The following is an 11,810-nucleotide window of genomic DNA, read 5'->3' as shown; positions in this document are numbered from 1 at the left end:
ATCCGGTAAAACTGCCTGAAATTGGCCGGATTTTCCGGCCATCAGGCGTTTGAGTGTGTCTGAGGCGTCAGGACGGGCGCCGCTGGAAGGGTTTTGATGAAAGCGACATCTGCGTTTCGTGTCAGCCTGGGCGTGGCTGGCATCCTCGCCTCGACATTGACCCTTTCGGGCTGCATCGGTGGTCCGACCTACGGCACCGACAAGACGGCCATGGAACAGCTGACCGACGATCTCGGCCAGTCTGTATCGCTCGGTGGCAAGAATACCGAGGCGAAAGCCGGCCTGAAGTACAACCCGCGTCCTTCGCTGGTGGTCGCCAAGGGGCAGGACCAGACGTTGCCGGCGCCCCAGCAGTCGCTGGCGAGCCGCGAGAACAACCCCAACTGGGTCGAATCTCCGGAAGAAACCCGCAAGCGCCTGCGCGACGAGGCCGCCGCGAACGAAAAGGACCCCAACTATCGTTCGCCGCTTCTTGCAGGCAGCGGCCAAGCCGGTCAGATGACCGAGACCGAGAAATGGGAAGCCTTCCGCAAGGCCAAGGCAGATGCCGAAACCGTCAGCGTCACCGGGCGCCGTCGTTCGCTCTCCGAGCCGCCTGCGGAATTCCGTTCGGCGGATGCGGCTGCCCTGACGGATGTCGGCGAGCCCGAGAGCCAGAAGGAAAAGCGTCGCAAGGCGCAGGCCGCCGACGCCAGGAAGGGCGGCGACTGGTGGAAGCTCTTCTGAGCCGGCGCCTCAATCCTCTCTTTTCGATCTGAAGAAATCGGTGAGCAGCACCGCGGCCTCGCTTTCTCCGAGGCCGGAATAGACTTCCGGCGCATGATGGCAGGTCGGCTGGGCGAAGAAACGCACGCCGTTATCCACCGCTCCGCCCTTGGGATCCTCGGCGCCGTAATAGAGCCGCCGGATGCGGGCGAACGAGATCGCCCCCGCGCACATCGTGCAGGGTTCGAGTGTCACGTAGAGATCGGCACCCGACAGCCGTTCCTGCCCAAGCGCTGCCGAAGCATCGCGGATGACGGCGATTTCGGCATGAGCGGTGACGTCGTTTTCGGCGCGGGTCCGGTTTCCGGACCGGGCGACGATCGCGCCATCGAGCACCAGCACGGCGCCGATCGGAACCTCGCCGCGGGTGGCGGCGTCCCTGGCTTCTGCAAGTGCTGCGTCCATGAACCCATCGGTATTAGGCATTTCGGCGATTTCCTCTTAACCCGGATCGCGTGAACTGGTAGGAAGCATCCAACCGGAAGCCCGGGTGCGGGCACGAATCCATCTCAGTCAACACGAACAAGAATGTCCGGATCGCTCCGTTAGACATCACGCTTCAGGCAAACAACAAATGAATTCCAAAGACAAGCCGAAGCGCGGCGAAGGCAGGACCTTCGTTCGCGAAACCAAACCCCGCTCCGAGGCGAAGGCCGGTGCCGGCGGCAAGGCGGGTTTTTCCGCCAAGGAGGGGCTCGGCCCGAAGAAGAGTTTCGCGGCCAAGGCCGGCGCTGAAAAGGCGGCAAAGCCGGTCCGCAAGCTGCCGCCCGCGCCGGAAACCATGGAGGCGGAAGGCAAGCCCGAGCGCATTTCCAAGATCCTTGCCCGCGTCGGCGTGGCATCGCGCCGCGATGTCGAGCGGATGATCATGGAAGGCCGGGTCAGCCTGAACGGCAAGGTTCTCGATACCCCGGTCGTCAATGTCACGCTGGCCGACAGAATAGAAGTGGACGGCGCGCCGATCCGCGGCATCGAGCGCACCCGCCTCTGGCTCTACCACAAGCCGGCCGGCCTGGTGACCACCAATTCCGATCCGGAAGGCCGTCCCACCGTCTTCGACAACCTGCCGGAAGGCCTGCCGCGGGTTCTCTCCGTCGGCCGCCTCGACATCAATACCGAAGGCCTGCTGCTGCTCACCAACGACGGCGGCCTGTCGCGCGTCCTCGAATTGCCGACTACCGGCTGGCTGCGCCGCTACCGCGTGCGCGCCCATGGCGAAATCGATCAGGAAGCGCTCGACAAGCTGAAGGAAGGCATCGCCGTCGAAGGCGTGCTTTATGGCTCGATCGACGCCACGCTCGACCGCACCCAGGGCCACAATTCGTGGATCACCATGGGCCTCCGCGAAGGCAAGAACCGCGAGATCAAGAACGTGCTCGGCGCGCTCGGGCTGGAAGTCAACCGCCTGATCCGCATTTCCTATGGGCCGTTCCAGCTCGGCGACCTGCCGGAAGGCGAGGTGGTCGAAGTGCGCGGCCGCATGCTGCGCGACCAGCTCGGTCCGCGACTGATCGAGGAATCCAAGGCCAATTTCGACGCGCCGATCTATACCGAGACCGCTGCGGAAGAGGACGAAAAGCCCGCTCGCGCGGAACGGTCCGCCCGCACCGAGCATTCGGAATGGGCGGCAAGGCCTGAAAAGACCGAGCGTCCGCGTGCCGGCAAGCCCGAGGACCGGCGCGAAAAGGCGCTCGGCCGTCTCGACACCAGGCGCGACGATCGCAAGTTTGCCGACAAGCCACGTGGTGCAAAGCCGTTCGGCGGCCGCGTCGAGGACGAGGACGACCGGCCGAAGAAGCGTCCTCCGCTGGGCACCAGCCGCACCGCCAATGTCTGGATGGCGCCGGGCGCGCGTCCGACCACCGAAAGCAAGACCCGCAAATCTTCCGCCCGCGCCGAGGCCGAGCAGCTTTTCAAGAAGCCGGCACCCCAGAACGACCGCCCGGTCCTCGTCAACCGCGCGGAAGAAGACAGCGACTGGATCCGCGCCGACGGCCCCGACAAACAGGACAAGGGCGATTTCGGACGCAAGAAGTCCTTTGGCGATCGGCCGGACCGCGGCGAGCGTTCCTTCGATGACAAGCCGCGCGAAGGCGGCGACCGCCCCCGGACGAAATCCTTCTCGGGCGATGCACGCGCAGAGCGCCCGCGTGGCGAGCGTGCTTTCGGCGATCGCCCGTCCCGCGGCGACCGGCCGTTCGGCGACAAACCCCGCGGTGACCGCAAGCCGCGCGAGGACGGTGATCGTCCCGCACGGTCCTTCTCCGGCGAAGGTCGTTCCGAGCGCCCGCGCAGCGATCGCCCGTTCGGTGATAAGCCGAGGGGCGAGCGCTCTTTCGGCGACAAACCCCGCGGTGATCGCAAGCCGCGCGAGGATGGCGAGCGCCCCGCGCGCTCCTTCTCGGCAGGCGAGGGCCGTTCGGAACGTCCGCGCAGCGACCGGCCGTTCTCGGATCGGCCGCCTCGCGGAGATCGTCCCGCAGGCGACCGGCCCTTTGGCGACAAGCCCCGTGGCGGAAAACCCGGCGGCAAGCCGTTTGGCGGCAAGCCGGGGGGTGGCAAGAGCTTTGGCGGAAAACCTTCCGGCGGTCGTGGAAAGCCGGCGGGTGCGGGTGGCAAGCCCGGTAGCCGGCCCGCTTCGGGCGGACGCCCGGCCGGCGGCAAGCCGCGCACGCCGAGAGGGTGATGCGCGGTGCGGATCGTCGGTGGTGAATTTCGCGGCCGGTCTCTGGCCACGCCCAAAACGAACGACATCCGGCCGACCATCGACCGGACGCGCGAAAGCCTGTTCAACATTATCGGCCACGTCTATCCCCAGGCGCTGGACGGAGGCCGGGTGATCGACCTGTTCGCCGGCACCGGCGCCGTCGGGCTGGAGGCGCTGTCGCGCGGCTGCAAGAGCGCGCTCTTCGTCGAAAACGGCGTCGAGGGCCGGGGGCTGCTGTGGGAGAATATCGACAGCCTCGGCCTGCATGGCCGGGCGCGGATTCTCCGCCGCGACGCCACCAAGCTCGGCACGGCCAACAATATCGAGCCGTTCCATTTCCTGTTCGCCGATCCGCCCTATGGCCAGGGGCTCGGCGAGGGCGCCATGCTTTCGGCCCATGCGGGCGGCTGGCTGGCACCCGGAGCCCTTGCCATTCTGGAGGAGCGGGCCGACATAAACCCTGCCGTCGATGCCGTCTACAAGCTTTTGGAAAGCCGGACCTTCGGCGATACCCGCATGGATTTTTTCCGCTACCAGCCGGCCTGAGGTCAGAGGAATGAATACGAGGCTCGCAATTCCCGATCTCGAAGCGGTCAGCGCCAAGGGCGGCCTGACGTTTGCCGTGGCCCTCGGTGGCGGCGGCGCGCGCGGCCTTTCGCACATCCAGGTCATCGAGGCCCTGGATGAGCTCGGGATAAGGCCGGTGGCGATTTCCGGCTCGTCGATCGGTGCGATCATCGGCGCCGGCATGGCGTCGGGCATGACCGGCCGCGAGATCCGCCAATATGCGCTCGAAACGGTCGGCCACCGCGGCACCCTCTTGAACAAGCTCTGGGGCCTCGGTCCCGCGACCATGCGCGACAAGCTCGGGGGCTTCCGTTTCGGCCAGTTCAATCTCGAACTGATCCTCGATGCCTTCCTGCCGCCGCAGGTGCCGGAGGATTTCGATGAACTCGTGATCCCGATGAAGATTTCTGCCACCGATTATTACGGCCAGGCGGAAGTGATCCTGGAACAGGGCGAGCTGCGCACCGCGATCGCGGCCTCCGCCGCCATTCCCGGCCTGTTCATGCCGGTCCGGGTCAACGGCCGGGTGATGATCGACGGCGGCGTCTTTAATCCGGTGCCCTACGAACAGCTGATGGACGTTGCCGACGTGGTGATCGGCGTCGACGTGGTCGGTGCGCCGGAAGGCGATGGCACCCATGCGCCCAATCGCATCGACAGCCTGTTCGGCGCCAGCCAGCTCACCATGCAGGCGAGCATTGCGCTCAAGCTGAAGCTCAATCCGCCGCAGATTTTCCTCCGGCCCTCGGTCAACCGTTTCCGGGTCCTGGATTTCCTGAAGGCCCGCGACATCCTCGACGAGTCCGAACATGTCAAGGACGAGCTGAAGCGCGCCATCGACGCGCTTCACGCGGCAGCGGCAGCGAACGGCTAACCGTTCTCCGCCGTCATCGGCTCGGCGCTCAGCTCGTCGTCGACCACCAGTGCCCGTTTCGGCTTGATCAGAGGTTCCGGTCGGACCGGGCTGTTGAACAGCATCTCGCGGCCGGCGCCGAGCCCCTGGACGGCCTGGATCTGCAGCCGTTCCTCGTCGCGCTGGCGGATGTCGTCGCCGATTTCCTCGGCGTCGATTTCGCTCATCCCGAGCGCTTCCAGCGTCTTTCTTCCGAACAGCAGGCCGGATTCCAGGGTCTCGCGCAGCTCGTATTCGACGTTCCGGTCCCGCAGCGACAGGGAGTGGATGCGGTCGTAGGAGCGCACATAGAGGCGCACGTCGGGGAATTGCGAGCGGATGAGATCCACGATCTGGTCGGTCGTCTCGCGTTTCTGCGTCGTGACGGCAACGATTTTCGCCTTTTCGATGCCCGACGCGATCAGCACGTCCCGTCTTGTCCCATCGCCGAAATAGATACGGAAACCGAACGAAGCCGCCTGGCGGATACGATCGGCGGAATCGTCGATGACGGTCACCTCGCGGCCGCCGGCAAGCAGGATCTGTGCGGCGATCTGGCCGAAACGGGAAAACCCGATCATCAGCACGTCTGCCCCGGCGCCGTCGAAATCCTCCTCCAGTTCCTCGCGGCTTTCGCCATTGAGCAGCCGCTTGGAAAGGGCCGCTCCAAAGGGAGTGAGCGCCATCGAAAGCGTCACGCCAGCGATCAGCAGCGAAGCGGTGGCAGACGAGAAGAGGCCGGCGGCGGTCGCGGTGGTGAACAGCACGAAACCGAATTCGCCGCCCTGCGGCAGCAGGAAGGCGATGCGCACGGCGTCATTGTGCGGCGAACCCCAGAGCCGGCAGAGCCCGTAGACGATCAGCGCCTTGAGCGCCATGAAGATCGGCACGGCCGGCAGGATGAAGAAGAGGTTGTCGAGGATGACGTGGACTTCCAGCGACAGGCCGACCGCCATGAAGAACAGCGCCAGAAGCAACCCGCGGAACGGCTCGATATCCGCCTCCAGCTCGTGCCGGTAGGAGGATTCGGCAAGCATCACACCCGACAGGAAGGCGCCCATTGCCATCGACAGGCCGACCGCCTGCATGGCCGCTGCCGATCCCAGCACCACCAGCAGGGCGGCCGCGATCATCACCTCGCGCGCGCCGGTTCGGGCGATGATCTGGAACATCGGCGTCAGGAGATAGCGGCCGGCGATCACCATGGCACCGACGGCGCCGACGGCAATCGCGAAGTCGACGAGCGGCGCTGCTTCCGCCTCCTTGGTCCCCGGCGCCAGGATGGTGATCAGCGCCAGGAGCGGCACGATGGCGAGATCCTGGAAAAGCAGCACCGAGAACGAGCGCTGGCCGTAATGGCTGTTCATGTCGCCGTCGTCATTGAGGATCTGCAGCGCAAACGCCGTCGAGGACAGCGCAAGGCCGAAGCCGACGATCAGGCTGCCGCGCCAGTCCGCCATGTTCGTCACATGCGCAAGTCCGCTCAGCGCCAGTCCGGAAATCACCACCTGCGCCGGGCCGAGGCCGAACACGTCGCCGCGCATCTGCCAAAGACGCGAGGGCTTCAGTTCGAGTCCGATGATGAACAGCAGGAAGACGACGCCGAATTCCGCGAAATGCAGCACTTCTTCCGTCTCGACGATCTGCTGCATGATCGGGCCGATCACCACGCCGGCGGCGAGATAACCGAGCACCGTGCCGAGCCCGAGCTTCCTGAACAGGGGGGCGGCGATCACCGCGCCGGCAAGCAGAAGAAGCATTTGCGAGAAAAGCGAGCCGGGAGCGGTCATGCGGGATACTTTCAGTCTAGGGCCAGGACCTGGTAAATTCATCCAATCTGCGTGACGGATTTTGTGCCTGGCTAGGAGGGAAGATGCAGGAAATGCTCGCACATTTTCAAATCTTTCCGACGCAGTCCAGGCGCGAAATCCGTCTCGCCCTTCGGGTTCGGGTGCATGGGCCGTCTGATCGCAAACAATGCTCGACAAGGCTTCAAGCCTTGCCTTGCGCTTGTTTGCTTCCATCCAATCCCATGCACCCGAACAGATTGGATGAATTTACCAGGTCCTGGCCCTAAGGTGGGTCATCAAGAATCGGCGAGCCGCCCTTGATGCTTCTGACAGTGCACAATAAATGGGACGAGAATGAAAGGCTTGCAATCATGACCTCTGAAATCGATTCCGCCGACCTGCTTTCCCGCGCCAGCCAACTGATCGATCTTGCCAAGGCCGCGGGAGCGGATCAGGCGGATGCGGTCGTGGTTCGCTCCCGGTCCCGCTCCGTCAGCGTCCGCCTCGGCAAGGTCGAGGGCACGGAAGCCTCCGAGAGCGACGATTTCTCGCTGCGCGTCTTCGTCGGCAAACAGGTCGCCAGCGTCTCGGCCAATCCCGGCTTCGACATGAAGGTGCTGGCCGAGCGAGCCGTCGCCATGGCCAGGGTCTCTCCCGAGGATCCGTTCGCCTGCCTGGCGGACGAGGCGGATCTGGCGAAATCCTATCCCGACCTCGAACTCTACGACCCGACCGATGTGCCGACCGACGCGCTGCGCGAAGCGGCGCTCGAAATGGAACAGGCGGCGCTCGACGTTCAGGGCGTCACCAACTCCTCCGGCGCCGGCGCGTCGTCGGGCATGGGCGGCCTCGTGCTCGTCACCTCCCACGGTTTTTCCGGCAGCTACATGGCCAGCCGTTTCGGCCGCTCCGTCAGCGTCATTGCCGGCGAAGGCACCAAAATGGAGCGCGACTACGATTTCGACAGCCGTCTTTATGCCGCCGAACTCGATGATCCGAAGCTGATCGGCCGCCGTGCCGGCGAGCGCACCGTCAAGCGCATCAATCCCCGCCAGGTGGATACCGGCAGCAACGTCACCGTTGTGTTCGATCCGCGTATCGCCCGCGGTTTCGTCGGCCATATCGCAGGCGCCATCAACGGTGCGTCGGTCGCCCGCAAGACCAGCTTCCTGCGCGACAAGATGGGCCAGCAGGTGCTGAAGGCCGGTCTCAACATCACCGATGATCCGCTGATCGTGCGCGGCTCCTCCTCGCGTCCGTTCGACGGCGAGGGCGTGTCCGGCGAACGCATGGTGATGATCGAGGACGGCGTCCTGAACCACTGGTTCCTGTCGACTTCGACGGCCCGCGAACTCGGGCTTGCCACCAACGGCCGCGGCGTGCGCGGCGGCACGGCGGTATCGCCTGCCTCCACCAACCTGGCGCTGGAGCCCGGCGACATCTCGCCCGAGGACCTGATCAGGTCGATCGGCAACGGCTTCTACATCACCGAGCTGATCGGGCAGGGCGTCAACATGATCACCGGCGAATATTCGCGCGGCGCGACCGGTTTCTGGATCGAGAACGGCGAACTCGCCTACCCCGTTTCGGAAGTGACGATCGCTTCCAACCTCAAGGACATGTTCATGCGGCTGACGCCGGCCAACGACATCGACCGCAAGTTCGGCGTCGCCTCTCCGACCATCGCCATCGAGGGCATGACGCTGGCGGGACGCTGATCCCGATGCCGGTAGCGCAGGACTGGGGGCAGGACCTCGAACTCATTCTCGACGCGGCGCGCCAAGCCGGCGAGATCGCGCACGGCTTTTTCGGCCGCTCGCCGGAGGTCTGGTGGAAGAACGAGGGCAAGTCGCCGGTCAGCGCCGCGGATTTTGCCGCCAACGACCGGCTGCAGACCCTGCTCCTGAAAGCCCGGCCCGACTACGGCTGGCTTTCCGAGGAAACCGACGACGATGTTGTCCGGCTTGGCCGCGAAACGCTTTTCGTCGTCGATCCGATCGATGGCACGCGCGCCTTCATCAACGGCGAGAAGACCTGGTGCGTTTCGGTCGCCGTCGTGCATCGCGGTCAGCCGGTGGCCGGCGTCCTCGTCGCGCCCGCGCTCGACGAGGAATTCCGTGCGGCGAAGGATGGGCCGGCGCTGAAGAACGGGCGGCCGCTTTCGGTCACCGGCGAGCGCGCCGACGGCCAACTGGTCATTGCGGCCGACGAGGCCCTCGTCAGGAAATTCGAGCCCGGTTTTCGCGACGAAGTCCGCCGGGTGCGGCATGTGCCGTCGCTCGCCTACAGGCTGGCCATGATCGCCGACGGCAGCATAGACGGCACGGTCGTCAAGCGCGCCTCCCACGATTGGGATCTCGCCGCCGCCGACCTCATCCTCGAGCGGGCAGGTGGGCGCCTCATCGATCTTGCGGGCAACCGGCTCGTCTATAACCGCGAGAGCGTCAGCCACGAAATGTTGGCGGCCGGGGCCGAACATGCGCTCCGCAGCCTTTTGCCCCAGCTTGCCGGCCTCGCTCCGGGTTGACCTTTCCCGAAGAATGCAGCACAGGAAGAGCCGGGGGAGCTGGAACGGACGGATATCGGACAATGACGGAAACGGGCGAAAAGAAACAACTTCTGCACCTGGTCTTCGGCGGCGAACTGCAGAGCCTGGAAGGCCTCCAATTCAAGGACCTTTCGGCTCTCGATATCGTCGGAATCTACCCCGATTATGCCAGCGCCCTGATCGCCTGGCGTGGCAAGGCGCAGCAGACAGTCGACAACGCCCACATGCGTTATTTCATCGTGCATATGCACCGTTTGCTCGATCCTGATACTAAGTCGGCTTGAGATAAGCCTCGCGTTTTACAATCTGCTCGCAATGCTGGTCTCTCGTCTGGTATCGATCCCGGGGACCCTTTTTTGACGCATTTGTAAAACACAAAAAACTGGGCTACGGATGAGCAATCGGAGGGTCTATCATATTGATGGCGGCCATCATGCATCGGGGGCAAATGCGGTGAGCAAGGTTTCTGCGCGCATGGCTCTTGCTGGTTACCGGGTGGCCGGTATCGCGCTCTATCCGTTAGTAAGCCCTTACCTTGCCTATCGCGCCATGAAGGGCAAGGAAGACCGGACCCGCAAGCTCGAGCGGTTGGGTTATGCAAGCCTTGCCCGCCCTCGCGGCCCGCTTATCTGGGTGCACGCGGCAAGCGTCGGCGAGACCATTGCGATCATGCCGATGATCCGCGAACTGCGCCGCCGCGAAGTCCACATTCTCCTGACGACCGGCACGGTGACTTCCGCAAATCTCGTCCGGTCGCGGCTGGCCGATGAGGTGATCCATCAATATGTGCCGCTCGACCTGAAATTCCCGATCAAGCGTTTCATCGCCTATTGGAAGCCGGATGCCTGCATCACCGCGGAATCCGAAATCTGGCCGACGACGATCGCCGAACTTGCCCGCCGCCGCATTCCGCAGATCCGGGTCAATGCGCGCATCTCCGACCGCTCCTTTGACCGCTGGCGCAACCGCAGTTCGATCGCCGAGGCGATTTTCGGCAAGATGGCCCTCGTCATCGCCCAGTCGGATCTGGACGCCGAGCGTTTCCGCGATCTCGGCGCCTGGCCGGTCATCGTGTCGGGCAACCTGAAGAGCGATACCGATCCGCCGCCCTGCGACGAGGCGATATTGACAAGTTACCGCAAGCAGATCGGCAACCGCCGGACCTGGGCGGCTATCTCGACCTTCGATGGCGAGGAAAAGGCGGCGGCGAACGTCCACAAGGCGTTGAAACCGAAGAACGGCCAGCTGACCATTCTGGTGCCGCGCCACCCCGATCGCGCCGACGCGGTCGAGGAGATGCTGAAGGAAGCGGGCCTGACCGTGGCGCGCCGCTCGCGCAACGATATCGTGACGCCCGAGACCGATGTCTTCCTCGGCGACTCCATCGGCGAAATGGGCCTTTACCTGCGCCTCACCGAGATCGCCTTCGTCGGCAGGTCGCTGACCAACGAGGGCGGGCAGAACCCGCTAGAGCCGGCCATGCTCGGCTGCGCCGTGCTGTCCGGCCCGCATGTCCAGAATTTCCGCGACGCCTACCAGCATCTGGTGCGCAAGGGCGCTGCCCGCATCGTCAAGGATGTCGAGATGCTGGCGAAAGCCGTGCACTACCTGATGATCAACGATCTCGCCCGCGTGAAGATGATCGATTCCGGCCATGATGCGATGGAAGAGATGCGCGGAGCGCTGTCGAAGACCGTCAAAGCCCTGGAGCCCTACGTCAATCCGCTGACGGTCAGTGCCAGGCTGCAGCCGAAAGCCGCCGCTGTCCGATGAACCCGGAAAAGCTCGCCCGAATAGCCGGAATCCTGTTCGACAAGGACGGCACGCTTTTGCTTTATGACGAAAGCTGGGGACCGGTGAACCGCGAGGCCGCCCGCATCGCGTCCGCCGGCAATGCCGAGCTCGAACCGCAGCTCCTGTTTTCCGCCGGCATGGATCCGGTCTCCGGCCACACCCGGCCGGACAGCCTGCTGGCCGCCGGCAATGCCGCCGAGATCGCCGCCGGCTTCGTCGCCGCCGGTTCGCCTGTCGAGGTCGCCGAACTCACCCGGCTGCTCGACGAACTCTTCATCCGCTCGGCGGAATTTTCCGTGGCCGTCACCGATCTGGCGGCGCTGTTCGCCAGGCTCAAGGCGCGGGGCCTCAAGCTCGGCATCGCGTCGAGCGACAACGAAGAGGCGATCCGCCAGACCGCCATCCGTTTCGGCATCATCGATCATGTGGATTTCATCGCCGGCTACGACAGTGGTCACGGGGTCAAGCCCGAGCCGGGCATGGTGTTCGGCTTCTGCCGCGCCACCGGGCTTGATCCGGCGGAAGTCGCCATGGTCGGCGACAACAATCACGACATGCATATGGGCGCCAAGGCAGGCGTCGGCCTGAAGGTCGCGGTGCTGACCGGCACCGGTTCGCGCGAAACGCTGTCGGCCTCGGCGGATATCTGCCTCGACGACATCACTGCGCTGATCGACCTCTTGCCGGAAAAGCTCCTTGCCTGAACCGCGCTTTGGTTTCAAGGACTTGCCTTTTCGGAAAAACTCC

General features: G+C 64.7%; 11 protein-coding genes. 9 read left to right on the top strand and 2 right to left on the bottom strand.

Annotated features, from left to right (window positions below; translation table 11 throughout):
* Positions 1 to 96 precede the first annotated feature (96 nt).
* Positions 97 to 726, top strand: coding sequence for a hypothetical protein (locus tag J2X76_RS04025; protein WP_113129826.1), 630 nt, complete (start codon positions 97 to 99; stop codon positions 724 to 726).
* A gap of 9 nt (positions 727 to 735) precedes the next feature.
* Here J2X76_RS04025 and J2X76_RS04020 read toward each other — a convergent pair whose 3' ends face one another.
* Positions 736 to 1,191, bottom strand: a complete 456-nt coding sequence (locus J2X76_RS04020; RefSeq protein ID WP_310213451.1) for a nucleoside deaminase — start codon at positions 1,189 to 1,191, stop codon at positions 736 to 738.
* A 148-nt stretch (positions 1,192 to 1,339) separates the two neighbouring features.
* Here J2X76_RS04020 and J2X76_RS04015 point away from each other — a divergent pair, with 148 nt between their 5' ends.
* Genes J2X76_RS04015 through J2X76_RS04005 form a run of 3 tightly spaced genes read left to right on the top strand, consistent with a single transcriptional unit; the run spans position 1,340 to position 4,913 of the window.
* Complete coding sequence (locus J2X76_RS04015) at positions 1,340 to 3,451, top strand: pseudouridine synthase (protein ID WP_310213448.1); 2,112 nt, start codon at positions 1,340 to 1,342, stop codon at positions 3,449 to 3,451.
* Between the two features lie 6 nt (positions 3,452 to 3,457).
* Entirely contained in the window at positions 3,458 to 4,018 is a 561-nt protein-coding gene (gene rsmD / locus J2X76_RS04010; protein WP_310213443.1) for a 16S rRNA (guanine(966)-N(2))-methyltransferase RsmD, read from the top strand.
* A 10-nt stretch (positions 4,019 to 4,028) separates the two neighbouring features.
* Positions 4,029 to 4,913 carry a patatin-like phospholipase family protein gene (locus tag J2X76_RS04005; protein ID WP_113283964.1) on the top strand — a complete coding sequence of 295 codons (885 nt, stop codon included), beginning with the start codon at positions 4,029 to 4,031 and terminating at the stop codon, positions 4,911 to 4,913.
* Here the strand turns inward: J2X76_RS04005 and J2X76_RS04000 are convergent.
* Complete coding sequence (locus J2X76_RS04000; protein WP_113283963.1) at positions 4,910 to 6,721, bottom strand: monovalent cation:proton antiporter-2 (CPA2) family protein; 1,812 nt, start codon at positions 6,719 to 6,721, stop codon at positions 4,910 to 4,912. The two genes, J2X76_RS04005 and J2X76_RS04000, sit on opposite strands and share 4 nt — an antisense overlap.
* A gap of 371 nt (positions 6,722 to 7,092) precedes the next feature.
* On the opposite strand from J2X76_RS04000, the gene J2X76_RS03995 reads away from it, so the two are divergent.
* The 5 genes from J2X76_RS03995 (at position 7,093) to J2X76_RS03975 (ending at position 11,767) form a co-directional block, all read left to right on the top strand.
* A complete protein-coding gene (locus tag J2X76_RS03995; protein WP_310213436.1) occupies positions 7,093 to 8,439 on the top strand; it encodes a TldD/PmbA family protein in 1,347 nt (448 codons plus the stop codon).
* 5 nt (positions 8,440 to 8,444) lie between these two features.
* Positions 8,445 to 9,248, top strand: a complete 804-nt coding sequence (locus J2X76_RS03990) for a 3'(2'),5'-bisphosphate nucleotidase CysQ (protein WP_310213433.1) — start codon at positions 8,445 to 8,447, stop codon at positions 9,246 to 9,248.
* Positions 9,249 to 9,310: 62 nt separating this feature from the next.
* Positions 9,311 to 9,553, top strand: coding sequence for a DUF4170 domain-containing protein (locus J2X76_RS03985; protein WP_046630968.1), 243 nt, complete (start codon positions 9,311 to 9,313; stop codon positions 9,551 to 9,553).
* A 169-nt stretch (positions 9,554 to 9,722) separates the two neighbouring features.
* Complete coding sequence (gene waaA, locus J2X76_RS03980) at positions 9,723 to 11,042, top strand: lipid IV(A) 3-deoxy-D-manno-octulosonic acid transferase (RefSeq protein WP_113129868.1); 1,320 nt, start codon at positions 9,723 to 9,725, stop codon at positions 11,040 to 11,042.
* Positions 11,039 to 11,767, top strand: coding sequence for an HAD family hydrolase (locus J2X76_RS03975; RefSeq protein WP_310213423.1), 729 nt, complete (start codon positions 11,039 to 11,041; stop codon positions 11,765 to 11,767). The genes waaA and J2X76_RS03975 overlap by 4 nt, the downstream gene beginning before the upstream one ends.
* Positions 11,768 to 11,810: the final 43 nt, after the last annotated feature.

It is taken from the genome of Neorhizobium sp. 2083 (assembly GCF_031455615.1).
Taxonomy (GTDB): domain Bacteria; phylum Pseudomonadota; class Alphaproteobacteria; order Rhizobiales; family Rhizobiaceae; genus Neorhizobium.
Note: the sequence above shows the minus strand (reverse complement) of the source record. Positions and strands in the feature narration are given on the sequence as shown.

Coding starts and splice junctions, on each gene's coding strand:
- J2X76_RS04025 (WP_113129826.1), top strand. CDS start 97: ATGAAAGCGACATCTGCGTTTCGTGTCAGCCTGGGCGTGGCTGGCATC.
- J2X76_RS04005 (WP_113283964.1), top strand. CDS start 4,029: ATGAATACGAGGCTCGCAATTCCCGATCTCGAAGCGGTCAGCGCCAAG.
- J2X76_RS03990 (WP_310213433.1), top strand. CDS start 8,445: ATGCCGGTAGCGCAGGACTGGGGGCAGGACCTCGAACTCATTCTCGAC.
- J2X76_RS03975 (WP_310213423.1), top strand. CDS start 11,039: ATGAACCCGGAAAAGCTCGCCCGAATAGCCGGAATCCTGTTCGACAAG.
- J2X76_RS04000 (WP_113283963.1), bottom strand. CDS start 6,721: ATGACCGCTCCCGGCTCGCTTTTCTCGCAAATGCTTCTTCTGCTTGCC.
- J2X76_RS04020 (WP_310213451.1), bottom strand. CDS start 1,191: ATGCCTAATACCGATGGGTTCATGGACGCAGCACTTGCAGAAGCCAGG.
- J2X76_RS03995 (WP_310213436.1), top strand. CDS start 7,093: ATGACCTCTGAAATCGATTCCGCCGACCTGCTTTCCCGCGCCAGCCAA.
- J2X76_RS03985 (WP_046630968.1), top strand. CDS start 9,311: ATGACGGAAACGGGCGAAAAGAAACAACTTCTGCACCTGGTCTTCGGC.
- J2X76_RS04015 (WP_310213448.1), top strand. CDS start 1,340: ATGAATTCCAAAGACAAGCCGAAGCGCGGCGAAGGCAGGACCTTCGTT.